Source organism: Streptomyces sp. NPDC006551 (genome assembly GCF_040611675.1).
Classification (GTDB): domain Bacteria; phylum Actinomycetota; class Actinomycetes; order Streptomycetales; family Streptomycetaceae; genus Streptomyces.
Genome location: NZ_JBEXOT010000012.1, coordinates 114,720 through 134,330 on the forward strand (window position 1 = coordinate 114,720; position 19,611 = coordinate 134,330).

The 19,611-nt window shown below is 73.0% G+C and carries 21 protein-coding genes; 13 read left to right on the forward strand and 8 right to left on the reverse strand.

Annotation, left to right across the window (positions count from 1 at the left end; translation table 11 throughout):
- Nucleotides 1-2: 2 nt before the first annotated feature.
- On the forward strand, nt 3-800 hold the full coding sequence (locus tag ABZY12_RS14925) for an enoyl-CoA hydratase/isomerase family protein (RefSeq protein ID WP_356890128.1): 798 nt from the start codon (nt 3-5) through the stop codon (nt 798-800).
- Nucleotides 801-1,151: 351 nt separating this feature from the next.
- On the opposite strand, the gene ABZY12_RS14930 is transcribed toward ABZY12_RS14925, so the two are convergent.
- A complete protein-coding gene (locus ABZY12_RS14930) occupies nt 1,152-1,823 on the reverse strand; it encodes a hypothetical protein (RefSeq protein WP_356890130.1) in 672 nt (223 codons plus the stop codon).
- Between the two features lie 93 nt (nt 1,824-1,916).
- On the opposite strand from ABZY12_RS14930, the gene ABZY12_RS14935 reads away from it, so the two are divergent.
- Genes ABZY12_RS14935 through amaP form a run of 5 tightly spaced genes read left to right on the forward strand, consistent with a single transcriptional unit; the run spans nt 1,917 to nt 4,153 of the window.
- A complete protein-coding gene (locus ABZY12_RS14935; RefSeq protein WP_356890132.1) occupies nt 1,917-2,369 on the forward strand; it encodes an Asp23/Gls24 family envelope stress response protein in 453 nt (150 codons plus the stop codon).
- A gap of 29 nt (nt 2,370-2,398) precedes the next feature.
- A complete protein-coding gene (locus ABZY12_RS14940; RefSeq protein ID WP_356890134.1) occupies nt 2,399-2,590 on the forward strand; it encodes a hypothetical protein in 192 nt (63 codons plus the stop codon).
- Between the two features lie 6 nt (nt 2,591-2,596).
- The gene (locus ABZY12_RS14945; RefSeq protein ID WP_356890136.1) at nt 2,597-2,947 is read left to right on the forward strand and encodes a hypothetical protein; all 351 of its coding nucleotides are present in this window, start codon (nt 2,597-2,599) and stop codon (nt 2,945-2,947) included.
- Nucleotides 2,944-3,561 carry a DUF6286 domain-containing protein gene (locus ABZY12_RS14950; RefSeq protein ID WP_356890138.1) on the forward strand — a complete coding sequence of 206 codons (618 nt, stop codon included), beginning with the start codon at nt 2,944-2,946 and terminating at the stop codon, nt 3,559-3,561. The genes ABZY12_RS14945 and ABZY12_RS14950 overlap by 4 nt, the downstream gene beginning before the upstream one ends.
- 4 nt (nt 3,562-3,565) lie before the next feature.
- Nucleotides 3,566-4,153, forward strand: coding sequence for an alkaline shock response membrane anchor protein AmaP (gene amaP, locus ABZY12_RS14955; protein WP_356890140.1), 588 nt, complete (start codon nt 3,566-3,568; stop codon nt 4,151-4,153).
- A gap of 297 nt (nt 4,154-4,450) precedes the next feature.
- Here the strand turns inward: amaP and ABZY12_RS14960 are convergent, their stop codons facing one another.
- From ABZY12_RS14960 to ABZY12_RS14990, 7 genes are all read right to left on the reverse strand, one after another.
- Entirely contained in the window at nt 4,451-5,206 is a 756-nt protein-coding gene (locus tag ABZY12_RS14960; RefSeq protein WP_356890142.1) for an SDR family oxidoreductase, read from the reverse strand.
- A 4-nt stretch (nt 5,207-5,210) separates the two neighbouring features.
- A complete protein-coding gene (locus ABZY12_RS14965) occupies nt 5,211-6,995 on the reverse strand; it encodes a glycoside hydrolase family 15 protein (RefSeq protein WP_356890144.1) in 1,785 nt (594 codons plus the stop codon).
- A 52-nt stretch (nt 6,996-7,047) separates the two neighbouring features.
- Nucleotides 7,048-7,848 carry an SURF1 family protein gene (locus ABZY12_RS14970; protein WP_356890146.1) on the reverse strand — a complete coding sequence of 267 codons (801 nt, stop codon included), beginning with the start codon at nt 7,846-7,848 and terminating at the stop codon, nt 7,048-7,050.
- Between the two features lie 198 nt (nt 7,849-8,046).
- Entirely contained in the window at nt 8,047-8,280 is a 234-nt protein-coding gene (locus tag ABZY12_RS14975; RefSeq protein WP_356890148.1) for a hypothetical protein, read from the reverse strand.
- Between the two features lie 54 nt (nt 8,281-8,334).
- Nucleotides 8,335-9,309 (reverse strand): DEDDh family exonuclease, encoded by a 975-nt coding sequence (locus tag ABZY12_RS14980; RefSeq protein WP_356890150.1) that lies wholly within the window; start codon nt 9,307-9,309, stop codon nt 8,335-8,337.
- 144 nt (nt 9,310-9,453) lie between these two features.
- Entirely contained in the window at nt 9,454-12,057 is a 2,604-nt protein-coding gene (locus ABZY12_RS14985) for an MXAN_6230/SCO0854 family RING domain-containing protein (protein ID WP_356890152.1), read from the reverse strand.
- A gap of 150 nt (nt 12,058-12,207) precedes the next feature.
- The gene (locus ABZY12_RS14990) at nt 12,208-12,843 is read right to left on the reverse strand and encodes a TetR family transcriptional regulator (RefSeq protein WP_356890154.1); all 636 of its coding nucleotides are present in this window, start codon (nt 12,841-12,843) and stop codon (nt 12,208-12,210) included.
- Between the two features lie 100 nt (nt 12,844-12,943).
- Between ABZY12_RS14990 and ABZY12_RS14995 the strand changes: the two genes are divergently transcribed.
- From ABZY12_RS14995 to ABZY12_RS15025, 7 genes are all read left to right on the forward strand, one after another.
- A complete protein-coding gene (locus tag ABZY12_RS14995) occupies nt 12,944-13,753 on the forward strand; it encodes an acetoacetate decarboxylase family protein (RefSeq protein ID WP_356890156.1) in 810 nt (269 codons plus the stop codon).
- A complete protein-coding gene (locus tag ABZY12_RS15000; protein ID WP_356890158.1) occupies nt 13,753-14,637 on the forward strand; it encodes an SDR family NAD(P)-dependent oxidoreductase in 885 nt (294 codons plus the stop codon). The genes ABZY12_RS14995 and ABZY12_RS15000 overlap by 1 nt, the downstream gene beginning before the upstream one ends.
- Before the next feature lie 11 nt (nt 14,638-14,648).
- A complete protein-coding gene (locus ABZY12_RS15005) occupies nt 14,649-15,956 on the forward strand; it encodes an amidohydrolase family protein (RefSeq protein WP_356890160.1) in 1,308 nt (435 codons plus the stop codon).
- Nucleotides 15,956-17,179, forward strand: a complete 1,224-nt coding sequence (locus ABZY12_RS15010) for an amidohydrolase family protein (protein WP_356890162.1) — start codon at nt 15,956-15,958, stop codon at nt 17,177-17,179. Before ABZY12_RS15005 ends, ABZY12_RS15010 begins: the two co-directional genes overlap by 1 nt.
- Before the next feature lie 24 nt (nt 17,180-17,203).
- Nucleotides 17,204-17,917 (forward strand): VIT family protein, encoded by a 714-nt coding sequence (locus ABZY12_RS15015; protein ID WP_356890164.1) that lies wholly within the window; start codon nt 17,204-17,206, stop codon nt 17,915-17,917.
- 148 nt (nt 17,918-18,065) lie between these two features.
- Entirely contained in the window at nt 18,066-18,944 is an 879-nt protein-coding gene (locus ABZY12_RS15020; protein WP_356890166.1) for a sterol desaturase family protein, read from the forward strand.
- Nucleotides 18,941-19,609 (forward strand): lysoplasmalogenase, encoded by a 669-nt coding sequence (locus ABZY12_RS15025; RefSeq protein ID WP_356890168.1) that lies wholly within the window; start codon nt 18,941-18,943, stop codon nt 19,607-19,609. Before ABZY12_RS15020 ends, ABZY12_RS15025 begins: the two co-directional genes overlap by 4 nt.
- The last annotated feature ends 2 nt before the right edge of the window (nt 19,610-19,611 follow it).

The window sequence follows — 19,611 nt, forward strand, 5'->3', positions numbered from 1 at the left end:
CCATGACTTCGCTCGACTCTGTGCTCGTGTTCGACAAGGACGGTGTACGGCTCACCGTCGAGGACGCCGTTGCCACGGTGACGCTGACCAATCCGGCGAAGCGCAACGCTCAGTCTCCCGCTCTGTGGCGGGCGTTGACGGAGGCCGGCAGGTCGTTGCCCGGCAGTGTGCGGATCGTGGTCCTGCGTGGCGAGGGCAAGTCCTTCTCCGCCGGACTCGACCGGCAGGCGTTCACGCCCGAGGGCTTCGACGGAGAGCCGTCCTTCCTGGACATGGCACGTGGTTCGGACGATGACCTGGACGCGGTCATCGCCGAGTACCAGGAGGCGTTCACCTGGTGGCGCCGCAGCGACATCGTGTCGATCGCGGCCGTCCAGGGGCATGCCATCGGTGCCGGGTTCCAGCTCGCCCTCGCCTGCGACCTGCGGGTCGTCGCCGAGGACGTGCAGTTCGCCATGCGCGAGACCAGCCTGGGCCTCGTGCCGGACCTCACCGGCACGCACCCGCTCGTCTCACTCGTCGGCTATGCCCGCGCGCTGGAGATCTGCGCCACCGGCCGCTTCGTCCACGCCGACGAGGCCGAGCGCATCGGCCTCGCCAACATCGCCGTGCCCGGCGCGGAACTCGACGCCGCGGTACGGGACTTGAGCGCCGCCCTGCTCGCCGCACCGCGCGACGCGGTGATCGAGACCAAGGCGCTGCTCCAGGGCGCCTCCGGCCGCTCCTACGAGGACCAGCGCGTCGCCGAGCGCGCCGCCCAGGCCCGCCGTCTGCGCGATCTCGCCGGCCTCGGCGACTGACCCCGGCGCGGCCTGGGGCTTGGGGCCTGGCGGCCCCCGAAGCCTGCCCGCCTTGCCCGGTGGCCCGTCGGCCGTGCGGCCGGGTCCCATGCGTCGCCGAGCGCGCCGCCCAGGCCCGCCGTCTGCGCGATCTCGCCGGCCTCGGCGACTGACCCCGGCGCGGCCCGCCGCTTGGGGCCTGGCGGGCCCCGAAGCCTGCCCGCCTTGCCCGGTGCCCCGTCGGCCGCGCGGCCGAGGTTCACGCGTCGGGCGGCCCGCCGGCCGGTGGCCCGACCGGTGGGCCGGTGGCGGCTGGGGCGCCGCCGACGGCCCTGAGCGCTCGGCGACCTCGCGGGCGCGCGCCCGCCGGCGTCAGCGGATCTCCGAGACCAGTACCGTGACCGCGGTCCCCTCCGGGGTGGACGAGGTCAGTCGGGTGCGGACCGACCTCGCCACGTCCAGGGCCCGGTGGCCGGAGGTCACCGCCAGTTCCACGCGGAGCCGGCCCTCGGAGCGGTGGACCGGGGCGCCCAGGACGTCCGTCAGGGCCGCCACGCCCTCGACCGCGAGGGCCGCCAGGGCCGCGGGATCGTCCGCGGCCGGCGAGGTTCGCCCGGGTGGGGGAGCGGGGGCCGGTGCTTTCGGCCCGCCCGCCGGGCCCTCCACGAGGCCCGTCACCCGCAGGTCCACCTCCGCCACCCCGAGACCCAACTCGCCCGCGGCGGAGGCGAACAGGGCCTCCCGTACCTCCTCCGCGAGGACCGGCAGCGGCCTTTCCGTCGTCGCCGCGAACTCCGCCGTGATCCGCAGCGGCCCCGGCGGCAGCCCGCCCGGCGGTACGGGGAGCGGCGCCTCCTCGTCCGGTGCCACGAGAGCCACCCGGAGCGGCCCCGGCACCACCCCTCGTACCGCCGCCGCTGCCCGCAGCAGCACCGTCCGCGCCGCGCGCTCCGTCAGCCACGCGCCGTCCTTCGCCTCCCCGAGCGGCAGCAGCCGGCCCGGGCCCAGGCGCTCTCGCACCGTCGTCGCCCAACCTTCAGTCATTGCTCCAGCCTGCCGCATCCACGGCGCGAGACGGGGCAAGCGCACTTAATGTGGGCAAAGAAGCACATAAGTGCCCGGAAGGGATGAATGGCTATGAGTGAGACCGCACACTCCGACGCACCGTCCATGACGAAGCGCGGCGGCGGCGCCCCGGCCACGCGGGGCCGGACCACCATCGCGGACGGAGTCGTCGAGAAGATCGCCGGCCTCGCCGCCCGCGACGTCGACGGCGTCCACGCCATGGGAAGCGGGCTCTCCCGCACCTTCGGCGCCGTCCGCGAGAAGGTCCCCGGTGGCGGTGGCACGAAATCGGGCGCCACGCGCGGTGTGAAGGCCGAGGTCGGTGAGGTGCAGACCGCACTCGACCTGGAGATCGTCGTCGACTACGGCGTCTCCATCTCCGACGTCGCCGGTGACGTCCGCGAGAACGTGATCGCCGCCGTCGAGCGGATGACCGGCCTGGAGGTCGTCGAAGTGAACATCGCCGTCAGCGATGTGAAGTTGCCCGACGAAGAGGAAGAAGAACCGGAGCAGCGGCTCCAGTAGCCGCGGGACGCCCGGCGAAAGGGGTCGGAATGAGCATGGCATTGGTCGGCCTGGTGGCCGGAATGGCCCTCGGCTTCGCCGGGTACTTCGGCGGCTTCGGGGCGTTTGTGCTGGTCGCGGCGTTGGGAGCGATCGGCTTCATCGCCGGTCGGTTCCTCGACGGGGATCTCGAACCCGGCGACCTCTTCCGGGGTCGCGAGCGCGGCGAACGGCGGAGGTGACCGGGGGTGACAGTCGATCAGGTGGGGGCCGCGGGCCGCGGCGCGACCACGATCGCCGACCGGGTCGTCGCGAAGATCGCCGCACAGGCGGCACGGGAGGCGCTCGACGCCGTGCCGAAGGGCGGCTCGGCGCCGTACGCCTCGGTCGTCGTGCACCGTGACACCGCACGCGTGTCGGTGAGCCTGGAGCTCTCCTATCCCTCCGACGTCGGCCGGCAGTGCGGCGCCGTGCGCGGTCAGGTCATGCGGCGGGTGAGGGAGCTGGCGGGCATGGAGGTGCCCGAGGTGGCCGTTCACGTGGAACGGCTGCACTCACCGCGCACCGCCAAGGACGCGGCGCGGGGGAGGCTGGCATGAGCACCGAGGCCGAAACCGCCGAGAACACCCGGCCCGAGCCGGTGCCCGCCCTGAAGGAGACGCCGCCCGGGTTGGTACGCCGTTTCTGGGCCGTCCGGCGGATCCCCGCGGCGCTCGTCGCCGCCGTGGTCCTCGGCGGCGCGGGTCTGCTCCTCTACGACGTCGCGGCGGTACGGGCGGACCGCACGGCCATGCGATGGCGGCGCGAACTCGCCGACGGCCTGGCGACCCGCACCCTGGACAACGCCTGGATCCTGGCCGGGGCATTCGCCGCCGTGCTCCTCGGCGCCTGGCTCCTCTTCCTCGCGGTCACGCCCGGCCTTCGGTCCGTGCTGCCGATGAGGCGCGAACACACCGACGTCCGGGCCGGCCTCGACCGGGAGGCCGCCGCCCTCGCCCTGCGGGACCGGGCGATGGAGGTCTCGGGAGTGCAGTCCGTACGGGTGCGGATGAGGCGGCGCAAGGCGGCGGTGCGGGCGGTCTCGCACTTCCGTGAACTGGACGACGTACGGGCCGACCTGGAGCACGCGCTGGCCACCGGCATCGGCGAACTCGGGCTCGCCCGCCCACCGGCGCTGACGGTACGGGTCGGTCGGCCGCCGAGGAAGGGATGAGGAGATGACGGTCGTTCTCCGGCGCGTCAACCGGATCGTGCTCGGGCTCGTGGGGCTGCTGCTCATCGTCGTCGGCGGGGCGGTCGCCGCCGCCGGACTCGACCTGCCCGTGCCGTCCTGGTGGCCCTGGTCCGGGCCGTCCGACGTCCTGCTGAGCGAGTCGGGCCGACGGCGCTGGCGCGACGACGGCTGGTGGTGGCCGGCGGTCATCGCCGCCCTCGGGCTGGTGGTGCTGCTCGCCCTGTGGTGGCTGATCGCCCAGTTCCGGCGGGCCCGGCTGGCGGAGATCCTCGTCGACACGGGCGACGGGGAGGGCGCGGCCGTCCGCGGCCGGGCCCTGGAGGACGTGCTGGAGGCGGACGCCGCCGCGCAGGAGGGTGTGGCGCGCGCCCAGGTCGCCCTGACCGGCCGCCGCACGGCCCCGCGCGCCCGCGTCGCCCTGTCGCTGGAGCCGTACGCCTCCCCGGGCGAGACCCTGGCCACGCTGACCGGCGAGGCCCTGGACCACGCCCGCACCTCGACGGGCCTGCGCTCCCTGCCGACCGAGGCCCGCCTGCGCGCCGTCAAGCACCGGGCCCGCCGGGTGAACTGACCGCGACTCGACCGGCCGGTGGCCGACGCCACCCGGCCACCGGGCCGCCCCGTGCCCGACGCCACCGGGCCGCCCCGTGCCCGACGCTGACCGGCCACCGCCCGTCCCGTGCCCGACGCTGACCGGCCACCGCCCGCCCCGTGCCCGATGGCGACCGGTTACCGTGCCGTCCCGCGTCCCGCGTCTGGTGGCGACCGGTTACCGTGCGTTCCCGCGTCCCATGGCGACCGGCCACCGGCCCGCCCCACGCCCGACGCCACCCGGCCACCCGGCCGCCCCGCGCCCGGCGTCGCCGTCTCAGAAGCCGTGTCGCGCGCCGCCGTCCACCGGGACCATGACGCCCGTCACGTACGAGGCCGCGGGCGACAGCAGGAACGCGGCCGTACGGCCGTACTCCTCCGGCGTGCCGTAGCGGCGCAGCGGGATCCGGGACTCGTTCGCCGTGCGTGCCGCGTCCGCGTCGCCCGACAGGGCGTCCAGGGACCGGACCCGGTCGGTGTCGATGCGCCCGGGCAGGACGCCGACGACCCGGATGCCCCGCGGGCCCAGATCGGTCGCGAGGGACTTCGCGAAACCGGCGAGCCCAGGGCGCAGACCGTTGGAGATCGTGAGGCCCGGGATCGGCTCGTGGACCGAGCCGGACAGGACGAAGCCGATGACCCCGCCCTCGGTCAGCGTCTCCGCCGCCGCCCGGGCCATCCGGACCGCGCCGAGGAAGACCGTGTCGAACGCCGACGACCACTGCTCGTCGGTGTTGTCCGCGCCGAAGCCCGGCGCCGGGCCGCCCACGCTGACCAGGATCCCGTCGAAGCGGCCGAAGCGGGACCGCGCCTCGGCGATCACCCGCGCGGCCGCCTCCGGGTCGGCGTTGTCGGCGGCCACGCCGGCCGCACCCGGACCCAGCTCGTCGACCGCCTCGGCGACCGACTTCTCCTCGCGCCCGGTGATCACCACCTTCGCGCCCTCGGCGAGCAGCGCCTCCGCCGAGGCCCGGCCGAGCCCCCGCGTCGCCCCCGTCACCACGTACACACGGTCCTTCAGTCCAAGATCCATGGACCTATCCTGCCGTCTCCGCCCACGGCAGCGCGAGGGCGGTGCCCACGAGCCCCACATGGCTGAACGCCTGCGGGAAGTTCCCCAGCTGCCGCCGCGCCACCGGGTCGTACTCCTCCGCCAGCAGACCCACGTCGTTGCGCAGCTTCAGGAGCCGCTCGAACAGCTCCCGAGCCTCGTCCTCCCGCCCGATCAGCCACAGCGCGTCCGCCAGCCAGAAGGAGCAGACGAGAAACGTTCCCTCGCCGCCCGGAAGGCCGTCGACCGAGACGCCCTCGGTGCTGTACCGGCGCAGTAACCCGCCCTGCGTCAGCTCCTTGCGCACCGCGTCGACCGTCCCCACCACCCGGGGATCCTCCGGCGGCAGAAAGCCGACCTGCGGGATGAGCAGCGTCGCCGCGTCCAGCTCCCGCGAACCGTACGACTGTGTGAAGGTGTTGCGCCGGGAGTCGTACCCCTTCTCACAGACCTCCGCGTGGATCTCGTCCCGCATCGCCCGCCACCGCGCCGCGTCCCCGGGCAGCGACGGGTCGGCCTCCAGCGTGCGCACCGCCCGGTCGGCCGCGACCCAGGCCATCACCTTCGAGTGGACGAAGTGGCGGCGCGGCCCCCGGACCTCCCACAGCCCCTCGTCCGGCTCGCGCCAGGTCGACTCCAGGAAGCCGAGCAGGCTCAGCTGGAGGTTCCAGGCGTGCCGCTGCGGCGGGATGCCCGCCTGTCGCGCCCGGTGGAGCGAGTCCATGACCTCGCCGTACACATCGAGCTGGAACTGCTCCACCGCCGCGTTCCCGATCCGTACCGGCGCCGAGTCCGCGTGGCCGCGCAGCCAGGGGAGCGTCATCTCGGGCAGCCGGCGCTCCCCGGCGGGGCCGTACATGATCTGCAGATCCGCCGGGTCGCCGGCCACCGCGCGCAGCAGCCAGTCGCGCCACGCCGCCGCCTCGTCGACATAGCCGGCCGCGAGGAGCACGCCGAGGGTGAGGGTGGAGTCGCGCAGCCAGCAGGAGCGGTAGTCCCAGTTCCGTACGCCGCCGATCTCCTCCGGCAGGGAGGTGGTGGGCGCGGCCACGATGCCGCCCGTCGGGGCGTAGGTGAGCGCCTTCAGGGTGATCAGCGAGCGCATCACCGCCTCGCGGTACGGGCCTTCGTAGGTGCACCGTGACGACCAGGCCCGCCACTCCGACAGGGACTGCTCCAGCGCGACGAACGGATCGATGAGCTTCGGGCGCGGCTCGTGCGACGGGTGCCAGGTGAGGACGAACGCCACCTTCTCACCGGCGGCGACGGTGAAGGTCGAGCAGGTGGAGAACTGCTGGCCCCAGGTCTTCACGGGCGGTTCGCTGCGCAGCCAGACCGAGTCGGGCCCGGCGATGGCCACCCGGTGCCCGTCGATGCGCCGTATCCACGGCACGACCGAGCCGTAGTCGAAGCGCAGTCTGAGCACCGCGCTCATCTCCACGCTGCCGCTGACGCCTTCCACGATCCGCATGACATCGGGCGCCTTGTCGCGCTGCGGCATGAAGTCGACGACCTTGACGGTGCCGGTGCGGGTCTCCCAATACGTCTCCAGGACGAGGGTGTCACCGGCGTAGCCACGGCGGGTGCAGGTCGTCGCGCCCTTGGGCGCGATCCGCCAGTGACCGTTGTCCTCGTCGCCCAGGATCGCGGCGAAGCAGGCGGCCGAGTCGAAGCGCGGCAGACACAGCCAGTCGATCGACCCGTCGCGTCCGACGAGCGCGGCGGTCTGGAGATCCCCGATGAGGGCGTAATCGTCGATACGTTGCGTCACGCTCTGGCGTGTTCCCGAAAGCACCGACGGTCAATCAGTCGACCGGAGTGGGCTACACCGCAGCGGTGGCCGGTTCCGGAGTTCCCGCACCACCGTCGGCGCGGGCCTCGGCTTCGCGATCGCGCTTCTCGCGGCGTACCAGGATGATCCAGCCGACCGGCACGCCCGCGGCGAAGAGCCACCACTGCACGGCGTACGCCATGTGCGCGCCGATCGAGTCGTGGTCGGGCTCGGGGATCAGCTCGGGGGAGTCACCGGCCGGTTCGGGCGCCGTCTGCTCCAGATAGCCGCCGAGGACCTCGCGGCCCAGCAGCTCCGCCTGCTGCTCGCTGTTGATCAGCATGACCTGACGGTCCGGCAGTCCGCGCAGGTCCTTGATGCCGCTGGCGCCGGTCGTCTCGTCGGCCTTGAGGCGGCCGGTGACGGTGACCTCGCCCTTGGGGGCGGGCGGCACCTCGGGGAAGGACTTCTGGTCCGGGGCGGCGGGGACCCAGCCGCGGTTGACGAGGACGGTACGGCCGTCCCGGAGCACCAGCGGGGTCAGGACGAGGACACCGATCCGGTCGTCGGCGTTGGTCCGGCGGCGGACGACGACCTCGTGCGCGGTGTCGAAGGTGCCGGTGGCGGTGACCCGGCGCCAGTAGTCGGCGCGCGGGACGGTGTGCCCGGGGGAGGTCAGCGACTCGATCGGGACGGGCTTCGCCTTCAGGTTGTCCGCGATCAGGGTGTTCTGGGCGACCCGGCGCTCGTGCCGGTGGAACTGCCAGAAACCCAGCTCGATCATCACGGGGATGAGGACGAGGGCGACGAGGGTGAGGATCACCCACTGCCGGGACAACAGGAAGCGGTACACGTCGTCGACGGTACAACGTCGCGAGAGGCCCCCTCGCGGCGGGTGCCGGAGGGGGTCGAGCCCGCGCGGGCGGGGAGCCGGGTGGGACCGTGCGGTCGCGGGGCGAGCTGCGGACCACAGGGACCGTGCGGTTCGCGGGGCGGGCTGCGGACCACGGGGACCGTGCGGTCGCGGGCGAGCCGCGGACCACAGGCCCCCCTAGACGTGGTCGACGATGCCCACCTTTCCCTCCGCGCGGGCGCAGTGACCGCCGCAGTACCACTTGCCCTGCACCTCGACGCCCTGGCCGATGATCTGGACCCGGCAGTGCTCACAGATGGGCGCCATGCGGTGAATGGCGCAGGCGAAGCAGTCGAAGACGTGCACCGCGCCCTGCGCGTGCACTTCGAAGGACATGCCGTAATCGTTTCCGCAGACCTCACAACGTGCCATGCGCCACAGGGTGCGTCCCGGGGCGTACGAAGGGCGGGCGGCACGCCCGGCCGTTCACCCGTCTGCCGGGGCGACGTCCCGCAGCAGTTGTGTGAAGCCCGCCTCGTCCACGATCGGGGTGCCGAAGGACTTCGCCTTGACCGTCTTGGAGGTGGCCGCGTCCGGGTCGTTCGTCACCAGCAGGCTCGTCAGCCGGGAGACGCTCGTCGCCACATGGAGCCCCGCCTCGACGGCGCGGTCCTCCAGCAGCTCACGGTCGATGGAGGTGTCGCCCGAAAACGCCACCCTCATGCCCTGCTTGAGCGGTTTGTCCGCTTCGTAACGTCCGGGATTCGGGTACGGGCACGGCGGACGCTTCCTGGACGGCCGCCAGCCGTTCGCGTGGTACGAGGACTGGTGGCCGATCCGGGGCGTGGCCGGCGCCGGAGCCCACTCCGTCAGCGGCCGGCATTCCAGCAGCGGCAGCCGTACGTTCCGTTCCGCCGCGGCGTGCAGGCTCGGCCGGAACGCCTCGGCCAGCACCCGCGCGTCGTCCAGCGCGTTGTGGGCCCGCTGCTGGACGACACCGAAGTGCGCGGCCAGCGACTCCAGCTTGTGGTTGGGCAGCGGGAGCGACAGCTCCTTGGACAGGGCGATGGTGCACAGCCGCTGGCGCACGGGCGCCGTGCGCTCGGCGCGCGCGTACTCGCGGGCGATCATCGACCAGTCGAACATCGCGTTGTGCGCCACCAGGACCCGGCCGTCGAGACGCGCCGAGAACTCGGCGGCGATCTCCGGGAAGAGCGGCGCCCCCTTGAGCGTCTCGGTGGTCAGCCCGTGGATCCAGACCGGCCCGGGGTCCCGCTCCGGGTTGACGAGCGTGTACCAGTGGTCCTCGACATTGCCCTGGGCGTCCAGGCGGTAGACGGCAGCCGACACTATCCGGTCGTCCCGGGCGAGTCCGGTGGTCTCCACGTCGACGACCGCGTACCCCGGTGGGTAGGCGGTCGGCCACGTCGCTGCTGTCGTGCGGTCGTCGAGCATGGTCACTGAGAATACGGGCCGCCGCTGACAACGCCGCCCCCGGTGTCCGCTCCGGGCCCGGAATCCGGCCGCCGGGTCGACACCCGGGTCCCACGGACGGGTGGTCGTACGGCAGTTCACCTCCGCCCTTCGCACCCGCCTGCGTGACGCTCAGCCCAGCATGGCCACGAGGTCCCCGGCCGCGGCCTGTTCGAGACCGCAGCCGTCCACCGGGCCGGGCAGCAGCCGGTAGACCGTGCCCGTCGCCGCCTCGGGCACGACCTCGCCGTCGAGGAGGGCGAGGAACGCGTGCCGGCCGCTCGCGACCTCCCCGGCCATCACGCACCCGTCCTCGGCGGTGTGCCGCCGCTCCGGCGCCCCGCCCGTACGGATGCGGTCCGCGAAGGACTCCACCGGCTCCCCCGGTCCCCGCTCGTACTCCCTCACCTCGTCGTCGCCCTCGTGCCCGCGCCGCAGCACCGCGACCCGGTCCGTACGCGCCGCCGCGTGCCAGACGGCCAGATCCCACAGGCTCGTCCGGCCGGCGGTGAAGTACTGGTACAGGTCCTTGCCGACCCGCCCCAGAACGGCGCTGTGCGTGTACACGCTCTGGAAGCCCTCGGACGGCGGCAGATGAAGGTCCGTCCACAGGAAGGTGCGGTGCTCCAGGTCCACCAGCATCGGCACATGGATCTGGGCGTCGCCCACCAGGTCGTACCGCTGCCGCACGGTCCTCGGGTCGTACTCCGCGCCCCTGCCCTCCCTGGAGGGGAGGGCCATGAAACCGGCGAAAGCGTCGAGGAGCTGCTCGAACGGCACGTTGTTGTAGCTGAAGACGATCGGCATCGCGAACCGCACCCCCGTGTCGGCGAGCGCCGCCAGATCCAGGTCGGCGTACTCGGTCGCCCCCTTGGGGGCCGGTGCCGAGGTCAGGTCGCCGGAGTGGACCACGGCGCGGTCGCCGTGGACGAGGTTGGTGTAGTCGCACAGCCCGACGTACGCCCAGTCCGCGTCGAACAGCGCCACCGACAGATCCAGGTCCACCCGGGTCTTCGTCGGCTGCGCCCAGTGGAGGAACATCCGCAGGACCTCGCCCCGGGGCAGCGGCTGCGTCGAGCCGCGCGGCACGGAGACCAGGGCCTTGGCCGCCGCGCCCTCGGCCGACGGCACGGCAAGGCCGGACAGGCCCGCGTCGAGGACCGCGACGTCGAAGCGGGGCGCGTCCGCGAGCCGGCGCAACACCTCGCCCTCCAGGAGGGCGCAGACCTCGGCGGTGAGAGGGGCGGCCAGCGGAGCGCGCGCGTCGTCCAGCGTGTACGCGTGCGTCACCCTGCCGCGCGGGAAGAACACCCGGCGGTCACCGGGCAGATGACGGATCCTGAGCCGTCCGAGCGCCGAGAGCAGAGGTCCGGGACCTGCCCCGGGAAGGGCCCGGCGCAGCACCTCGGCCACGTCCGCGGGCAGGGTCTCGAAGCCGTACAGCCGCAGCAGGTGGTCGAGCCGGCGCACCAGCTCCCCGGGTCGCTGGGCGAGCAGCGCCAGAGCGGTGCCCAGGTCCCGGGTGGCCAGCGCGGTCTCCACCCGGCCCGTCCAGGTGTGCGGCTTGACGCGGTCGCCGTCGATCCGTACGACCCGGGGGTGTGCGGCGGCGGTGCGCCGCAACGCCTCGCCCAGTGCGTCCCGCCCGGTGTCGAGGGAGGTGCCGCGCAGCACCGCGAAGGCCAGGGCGGCCCGCGGGTGCCGGGTGTGCCGCTCGAAGGGGTGGAGCGTCTCGGCCGCCTTCTTCCACAGCCCCGGGTGGCGCAGCAGGTCCTCGACCAGCGAGGTGGTGTCGAGCCCGTCCAGGACGGCGAGAAGCTGCCGGCGCAGCGCGCGCGGCAGCGACCGGAACGGGCGGGGCTCCAGCAGGTCGGCCTCACCGCCGGACCAGACCGCGAGCAGTCGCAGGACATCGGTGGCGGTGGTCAGCCGGACGTCCAGCTCTGGCCGCACGGCCTCCCGGGTCGACCGGTCGAGCAGCAGGGTGCCCAGGAGCAGCGCCTTGGTCTCCCGTACGGGAATGTCGGCGGGCAGCCAGTCGAGCGCGGCCGGGGCGTGGGCCAGCAGCACCTTCAGGTCGTCGCGGTCGGCGGGGGAGAGCGGGGTGCGGCGCGCGAGCAGGGTGAGCAGGGCCTTGACGGAGTCGGCGGCGAGGTCACGACCGAGGGCGAGCAGTCGCAGCGGACCGGCGGAGGACTCCTCGTCGTCCCCTTCGGGGACGGCCGCGGCGGCCGACGGCCGCAGGAACGGGTCCGCGGGGTCGACGCGGCGGTGGCAGAGCGGACAGCCGGAGTAGTCGTCGCCGTCCCAGCAGCGCCGGCACACGAGGTGGGCGCAGGGCGAGACGGGATGCACGCTGCCCCGCGTCCCACACAGCACGCACGGTTGCGTCGGCCACTGGAGCAGCAGCGCGAACACCCGGTCCACGTACAGACCGAAGGTGTCGTCCGGGACGGAGACCGGGAAGGACCGGAACAGCGGCATGTGCGGGCGGTCCGCGCCCAGTTCGGCGTCGAGATGGCCGAGCAGCCGCTTGCCGGCCTCCGCGAGCCCGGCAGGTCCGAGCCAGGCGAGCGCGGCGCGCAGCTCGGCGGTCGGGGCGAAGCCGCGGTCCAGAAGCTCGGTCTCCAGGGCGACCACGCCCTCGGAGGTGGAAGGGTCACCGGGGCGGGGCCCGGCCTGATCGACGTAGACCGTACGGAGACGGCGGAGCAGGACGGACGACACCACAGACAAAAAGGGATCTCCAGAGGGGAGGGGAAGAGCGAGGCGGGAGCGGAGAGTGAGCGCGCTACGGAGGTCAGAGAAGGGAGAAGGAAGCACGCTTGCGGAGCCGCCCCCGCGTGACATCACCGTAGAACGACCCCACGCGCGCGTGCCACCGAATTAATCCGGCACCCGCGCCGACGCCCCCAACAACCCCTCCACCAAGGCGCGTACGGACGTGGTGAAGAGCCGGTCGCTGTCGACGGGGCGGGCCAGCGCGCGCGCCAGCGCGGGGTCCGGGCCCGGGCGTTCGGCGTCCCAGAGCGCCTCCTCACCGGGGGACTGGAGGGGGGCGCGTTCGCGGTTGCGCTCCACCAGGACGAAGCCGACGACCTGGAACTGCACGGCCCGGACGACCTCCGCCGCCCGCGCCCCGCGCACCCCGGCCGCGTGCACCTCCTTGGCCAGCGCCCGCTGCGCGGGCAGGAACATCCGCTCCGTGAGGCCCCTTTCGTGGACCATCGCCACCAGGTGCGGGCGGTCGCGCAGCTCCCGCCGGAGGGCGCGGGCCACGGAGACGATCCGGGCCGCCGGGGTGCGGCCGCGCGGGGCGATCGCGGCGAGATCGTCGACGGTCCGCTCGACGAGCGCGTCGAGGAGGGACTCGCGGTTGCCGACGTGCCAGTAGATCGAGGTGACGGCGGTGCCCAGCTCGGCGGCGAGCCTGCGCATGGTCAGGGCGTCCGGGCCGTGCCGCTTGACCAGGGCGGCGGCGGCGTCCAGGACCTCCTCCCGGCTCAGTGCGGTGCGAGGCATCGGCTTCCCCCAACTCTCGTCCGTGCGCGGGTCTTTACCCTTGTCCGCCACCGATGTAACTGTGTTACAGGCGCTGACGGTCCCTGAAGGGTGGTACGTCATGGCACGAGTACGGTACGGGGCACGCACCGAGGCCGAGATCACCGCGGCCCGTACGAAGAGCTCGAAACTCCCCGACATCTGGTCCACCGGGGTGGTCGCCGTCTGGGAGACCGATCCGGACGTGGTAGCGGCCGTGCTGCCGCCTCCGCTCAAGCCCACCCCGCGTCCCCTGGTACGCGCCGCCATCTCACGGGTCGACCTGCCGGGCTATCCCCTCGGTGCCGGTTCGGTGGCCGTCGCCGCCGCCCACGGCGACCAGGAGGGCTGGTATCCGCTGGTCATGCCGATGACCCACGAGCGGGCCCTGATCGGCGGCCGCGAGGTCTTCGGCGAGCCGAAGAAGCTCGGCGACGTCGTCGTCGAACGCGACGGCCTCGTCGTCCACGCCTCGCTCGGCCGTCACGGCATCGACTTCGTCGAGGTCCGCGGGGCGGTCTCCGGCCCCCTCCCACTGCCGGAGCCCGCCGAGAAGACCGACTTCTACTTCAAGTTCCTGCCCGCCGTGGACGGTTCCGGCTTCGACGCCGACCCCGTCCTCGTCCACTGTGTCCGGCACGAGAAGGTGCGGAAGCTGGAGCGGATCACCGGTGACATCGTGCTGCGCGAGTCCATGTACGACCCCGTCGCCGACCTCCCCGTACGCCGGATCGTCGAGATCACCTTCGGCGAGAAGACCACCGACCAGAAGGGCCGGGTCGCCGAACGCGTCAGCGCCCAGGCCCTCCTTCCGTACATCCACCAGCGCTACGACGACCCGGGCCAGATCCTCGACGGGCCGCCGGAGGGAGCGACGGCGGGGAGCGCGTGATGGAGCTGCGCGAGGGACAGGTCGCCGTCGTCACCGGCGCGGCGAGCGGCATCGGGCTCGCCATGGCCCGCCGCTTCGCCGCCGAGGGCCTCGCCGTCGTCCTCGGCGACGTGGAGGAGGCCGCGCTCGCCGAGGTGGCCGACGAGCTCATGGAGGACGGGGCGCAGATCCTCGCCCGTACGGTCGACGTCAGCGAACCCGACGCCGTCCGGGCGTTCGCCGACGCCGCGTACGACACCTTCGGCGCCGTCCACGTCCTCTGCAACAACGCGGGGGTCGGGTCGGGAGCCGAGGGCCCCCTGTGGGAGCACGAGCCCAACGACTGGAAGTGGGCCTTCTCCGTCAACGTCTGGGGCGTCTTCCACGGCATCCAGGCCTTCGTCCCGCGCATGCTCGCGGGCGGTGAGCCCGGCCATGTCGTCAACACCTCCTCCGGCGACGGCGGGATCGCCCCGCTCCCCACCGCCTCCGTCTACGCCGTCACCAAGGCGGCGGTGGTGACCATGACCGAGTCGCTCTACGCCCATCTCAGGGCGGAGCACGCGCGCGTGGGCGCCTCCGTGCTCTTCCCCGGCCCGCACATGCTGCGCACCGGCCTGTGGGAGTCGCACCGCAACCGGCCCGAGCGGTACGCGAAGCAGCGTCCGCGCAGAACCCCGTACCGCAGCCTCGACCAGTGGGAGGCGGCCATGAAGGAGGCCGGGCACGAGGTCGCGTTCACCCCCGTCGAGGAGGTCGCCGGGCACGTCGTCGACGGCATCCGCGCCGACCGGTTCTGGATGCTGCCGGAGAGCGAGCACAGCGACCGCCAGATCCGCGCCCGGGCGCGGTCGATGCTCGACCGCGCCAACCCGTCGTACCTGGAGAGCTTCATCCTCGACTGAGGAGTCACGCCGTGACGCACGAGACGCATGAGACGTACGAAGACCCGTATCTGATCATCTCCTCCGACTGCCACGCCGGCCTGCCCACCGAAAAGTACCGGCCCTATCTCGACTCCCGCTTCCACCGCGCCTTCGACGACTTCCTCGCCGGGCGGGAGGCCCGCCGCGAGGCCATGACCCGGCTGGGGGTGCGCAACGAGGACTTCGCGAACAAGTGGTTCCACGACAACGAGGAGGGGCTGCGCGGCGGCTGGGACGCCGCCCAGCGGCTCAAGGAGCTCGACGGCGACGGCGTGGCCGGTGAGGTCGTCTTCCCCGACGCGGACGCGGTCGACAGCCGGACCGCGGCGCCGTTCGGAGTCGGCCTCGGCCTCTCCGGCGACCAGGACCCGGAGCTCGGCATGGCGGGCGCGCAGGCGCACAACCGCTGGCTCGCCGAGTTCGTGGGCGGGAACGCCGACAACGCGGCGCGGCACTGCGGGGTGGCGCTGCTGCCGATCACGGCGGAGCCGTCGCGGGTGGTCGCCGAGATCCACCGGGCCAAGGAGTCGGGGCTCGGCGCGCTGATGATTCCGTCGATGTGGGTGGACAAGGAGCCGTACCACGACCGGCGTTACGACCCCGTGTGGGCGGCCGCAGCCGAGACGGGGATGCCGCTGGTCACCCACTCGGGCGCGGCCCCGCGCGAGGAGTACGGCGACCATCTCGGCATCTACGTCAGCGAGGTCACCTGGTGGCCGGCCAGGCCGCTGTGGTTCCTGCTGTGGTCCGGGGTCTTCGAGCGCCATCCGGGGCTGAGGTTCGGCGTCGCCGAGTCCGGCTGCTGGTGGCTGCCCAACCTGCTGTGGTTCATGGACCGGCTCTATCTGGGAGCCCACGGCGGAAAGAAGCTCTCGCCGTTCGCGGAGCTCAAGCGGCCGCCGAGCGAATACCTGGACCGTCAGGTGTTCGTCTGCGCCACCAACACCAAGCGGCGCGAGCTGGCGCAGCGCTACGAGATCGGCGTCGACAACATCCTCTGGGGCTCCGACTTCCCCCACCCCGAGGGGACCTGGCCGGCCACGCGCGCGTGGCTGCGGAACACCTTCCACGACATACCGGTGACGGAGACCCGCCGGATGCTGGGCCTCGCCGCCGCGGAGGTCTTCGGCTTCGACACCGAGAGGCTGGCACCGATCGCCCGCCGGATCGGCCCGACCCCGGCGGAGCTGGGCCAGTCGCCCGACCAGGCGGCGGTGGAGGCGTCCTGGGCCCGCTCGCGGGAGGTCGGCCGCCACTGGCTGACGGACCACGACTTCCCGGTTCTGGGGGCGAGCTGATGGAGCGGTACACCGTCGTCTCGGCGGACTGTCACGCGGGCGCGGACCTCCTCGACTACCGGCCGTACCTGGAGAAGAGGCACCACGACGACTTCGACGCCTGGGCCGCGGGCTATGTGAACCCGTACGAGGACCTGCTCGCCGACACCGCAGACCGCAACTGGAACTCGGACCGCCGGCTGCGCGAGCTGGAGGCGGACGGAATCGTCGCGGAGGTCGTCTTCCCCAACACCATCCCACCCTTCTTCCCGTCCGCCTCGCTGATGGCCCCCGCTCCCACCCGCGAGGAGTACGAGCGGCGCTGGGCGGGGCTGCGCGCCCACAACCGCTGGCTGGCCGACTTCTGCTCCCTCGCCCCCGGCCGCAGGGCGGGCGTGGCCCAGATCCTCCTCAACGACGTCGACGAGGCCGTACGGGAGATCCGCCGCACGAAGGAGGCGGGCCTGACGGGCGGGATCCTCCTGCCCGGCGCCCCGCCCGGCAGCGGGATCCCGGAGCTGTACTCGGGGGCGTACGACCCGATCTGGGCGGTCTGCGCGGAGCTTGACGTCCCCGTCAACCACCACGGCGGCTCGGCCTCGCCGCCGCTCGGCGACGAGCCGGCCGCGCGCGCGGTGTTCATGGTCGAGACGACGTGGTTCTCCCACCGGGCGCTGTGGCACCTGGTGTTCGGCGGCGCCTTCCGCCGTCACCCGGAGCTGAGACTCGTCCTCACGGAGCAGGGATCCGGCTGGATCCCCGGCGTCCTGGAGATGCTGGACTACTACCACGGCCGCCTGGTCGCAGCCGCCTCCCGGGCCGCCACCGCGGAGTCCAGGTTCGGAGCCGGCCTCGCCGCGTCCATGGGCAAGGGTCCCAGCGCGGTCTGGCGCGACAACTGCTTCGTCGGCGCGAGCTTCATGCGCCCGCACGAGGTCCCCCTGCGCGACCGGATCGGCCTCGACAAGATCATGTGGGGCAGCGACTACCCGCACGACGAGGGCACCACGCCGTACTCCCGCGAGGGACTGCGCCTCGCGTACGCGGGGCTCCCGAGGGAGGAGGTCGCGGCGATGGTCGGCGGCAACGCGGCGCGGGTCTACGGCTTCGACCTGCCGTACCTGGACTCGATCGCCGCCGTCCACGGCCCTTCGGTCGAGGAGATCGCCGAACCGCTGAAGGAGGTACCGGCGGACGCGACCAGCCCCGCCTTCGCCCCGGGCGGGTCGGTGCGCGTGTGGTGACGGGCCGGATGAGACTCTCCCGGGGTGACTGATGCCCCTGTCCACGACGAAGCCCACGGCGGAGGGCTCGGCTCCCGTCTCAACTGGCTCCGGGCCGCCGTGCTCGGGGCCAACGACGGAGTCGTCTCCACCGCGGGCCTCGTCGTCGGCGTCGCCGGCGCGACCCGGTCCCACGCCGCGCTGCTGACCGCGGGCCTGGCCGGCCTGCTGGCCGGGTCCATGTCGATGGCGGCGGGGGAGTACGTCTCGGTCTCCACCCAGCGCGACTCGGAGAAGGCCGCCCTGGCCACGGAGAAGCGCGAGCTGCGCGAGCAGCCGGAGGAGGAACTGGCCGAGCTGACCGACCTGTTGTCGGCCCGCGGCCTCTCCCCGGACGTCGCCCGCGAGGCCGCGGAGCAGCTCACCGAACGCGACGCGCTGCGCGCCCACGCGCGAGTGGAGCTGGGTATCGACCCCGACGAGCTCACCAACCCCTGGCACGCGGCCGCCGCGAGCTTCCTCGCCTTCACCGCGGGCGCCCTGCTGCCCCTCCTCGCGATCGTCCTGCCCCCCGCCTCGGTCCGCCTCTGGGTCACCGTCCTCTCGGTCCTCGCCGCCCTCGCCCTCACCGGCTGGTGGAGCGCCCGCCTGGGCGCTGCCCCGACCCCACCGGCGATCCTGCGGAACGTGGGGGGCGGGGCACTGGCGATGGCGGTGACGTACGGGGTGGGGTCACTGCTGGACGCGGTGGGCGTCTGACGAGTCGGGCGACCACGACCGCCGTCCTCGCGATCGCGCCCGCCTCCGGGTTGTCGGAAGGTGCCAAAGCTTGCTGACAAGTCGTCTCGCATACTTGTTGGTAACAACGTCTAGCCGCAGCCCGACACCCCCCTCTACCGTCATCGGCATGCCGAACCTGCCCGATGTCGTGCTGTGGTCCATACCCGCGTTCGTGCTGCTCACCGTCGTGGAGATGGTGAGCTACCGGCTCCATCCCGACGAGGACGCCGCCGGGTACGAGACCAAGGACGCCGCCACCAGCCTCGGCATGGGGATCGGCAGCCTCGTCTTCGACTTCCTCTGGAAGATCCCGATCGTCGCGATCTACACCGCCGTCTACGAACTGACCCCCCTGCGCGTCCCCGTCCTGTGGTGGACGATCCCGCTGATGCTGCTCGCGCAGGACTTCTTCTACTACTGGCAGCACCGCGGCCACCACGTCATCCGCATCCTGTGGGCCTGCCACGTGGTGCACCACAGCAGCCGCAAGTTCAACCTCACCACCGCGCTGCGCCAGCCCTGGACCAGCCTGACGTCCTGGCCGTTCTATCTGCCGATGATCGCCCTCGGCGTGCACCCCGCCGCGATCGCCTTCTGCTACTCGGTCAATCTCGTCTACCAGTTCTGGATCCACACCGAGCGCATCGACAAGCTGCCCCGCCCCTTCGAGTACGTCCTCAACACCCCCTCCCACCACCGCGTCCACCACGCCTCGCAGGGCGGCTACCTGGACCGGAACTTCGGCGGCATCCTGATCGTCTGGGACCGCCTGTTCGGCTCCTGGGTCGGGGAGACCGACAAGCCCGTCTTCGGGCTCACCAAGAACATCGAGACCTACAACCCCCTGCGCGTCGCCACCCACGAGTACGCCGCCATCGCCCGTGACGTGCGGGCCGCCACCAGCTGGCGCGAGCGCGCCGGACGGGTCTTCCGCGGGCCCGGATGGCAGCCGGGGCCCGACACCCGCGAGAGCACCGGCCCCGCCGCGCCGGAGCCGGCCGCATGAGGAGCCCCGCCGTCGGCTCCGCCCCGGCCCAGGCGCCCGCCCTCTCCCGCGCGCTCCTCGCCGTCTTCCTCCTGGCCGTCGCCGCCGACCTGGTCTCCCTCCTCGCCGGCGCCGACCTCGGCCACCGGATCGCCAAGCCGCTGCTGATGCCGCTGCTCGCCGCGTACGCCGTCACCCGAGGCGCCCCGAAGCTCCTGACCGCGGCCCTCCTCTTCGGCTGGGGCGGGGACGTGTTCCTGCTCCTCGACGCCGACTGGGCCTTCCTCGCCGGCATGGGCTCCTTCGCCGCCGGACACGTCTGCTACCTGGTGCTGTTCGGACGGCGGCGTACGCGGCCGCTCCTCGGCCTCGGATACGCCGCCGCGCTCGTCGGCACCGTCGCCCTCCTGTGGCCCGACCTCCCCGCCGAGCTGCGCCTCCCCGTCGCCGGGTACTCGCTCCTGCTCACCGCCATGGCCTACCGCGCGAGCTCCCTGGGTCTCGCGGCCGGCGCGGGCGGAGCTCTCTTCCTGCTCTCCGACACCCTCATCGCGACCGGTGTCGCCGACTGGCCCCAGCTCCCGGCGCCCGACTTCTGGATCATGCTGACCTACCTGGCGGCGCAGTACCTCCTGACAGTCGGCGTCCTGAAAGCGGAGTACGGTGAACGTCGTACGACCGACTGACA

Excerpts from the sequence above, each read along its gene's own strand:
- ABZY12_RS14930 (WP_356890130.1), bottom strand. The coding sequence starts at position 1,823 with ATGACTGAAGGTTGGGCGACGACGGTGCGAGAGCGCCTGGGCCCGGGC.
- ABZY12_RS14950 (WP_356890138.1), top strand. The coding sequence starts at position 2,944 with ATGAGCACCGAGGCCGAAACCGCCGAGAACACCCGGCCCGAGCCGGTG.
- ABZY12_RS14990 (WP_356890154.1), bottom strand. The coding sequence starts at position 12,843 with ATGCCTCGCACCGCACTGAGCCGGGAGGAGGTCCTGGACGCCGCCGCC.
- ABZY12_RS15025 (WP_356890168.1), top strand. The coding sequence starts at position 18,941 with ATGAGGAGCCCCGCCGTCGGCTCCGCCCCGGCCCAGGCGCCCGCCCTC.
- amaP (WP_356890140.1), top strand. The coding sequence starts at position 3,566 with ATGACGGTCGTTCTCCGGCGCGTCAACCGGATCGTGCTCGGGCTCGTG.
- ABZY12_RS14940 (WP_356890134.1), top strand. The coding sequence starts at position 2,399 with ATGAGCATGGCATTGGTCGGCCTGGTGGCCGGAATGGCCCTCGGCTTC.
- ABZY12_RS15000 (WP_356890158.1), top strand. The coding sequence starts at position 13,753 with ATGGAGCTGCGCGAGGGACAGGTCGCCGTCGTCACCGGCGCGGCGAGC.
- ABZY12_RS14975 (WP_356890148.1), bottom strand. The coding sequence starts at position 8,280 with ATGGCACGTTGTGAGGTCTGCGGAAACGATTACGGCATGTCCTTCGAA.
- ABZY12_RS14995 (WP_356890156.1), top strand. The coding sequence starts at position 12,944 with ATGGCACGAGTACGGTACGGGGCACGCACCGAGGCCGAGATCACCGCG.
- ABZY12_RS14935 (WP_356890132.1), top strand. The coding sequence starts at position 1,917 with ATGAGTGAGACCGCACACTCCGACGCACCGTCCATGACGAAGCGCGGC.
- ABZY12_RS15020 (WP_356890166.1), top strand. The coding sequence starts at position 18,066 with ATGCCGAACCTGCCCGATGTCGTGCTGTGGTCCATACCCGCGTTCGTG.
- ABZY12_RS15010 (WP_356890162.1), top strand. The coding sequence starts at position 15,956 with ATGGAGCGGTACACCGTCGTCTCGGCGGACTGTCACGCGGGCGCGGAC.
- ABZY12_RS14925 (WP_356890128.1), top strand. The coding sequence starts at position 3 with ATGACTTCGCTCGACTCTGTGCTCGTGTTCGACAAGGACGGTGTACGG.
- ABZY12_RS14960 (WP_356890142.1), bottom strand. The coding sequence starts at position 5,206 with ATGGATCTTGGACTGAAGGACCGTGTGTACGTGGTGACGGGGGCGACG.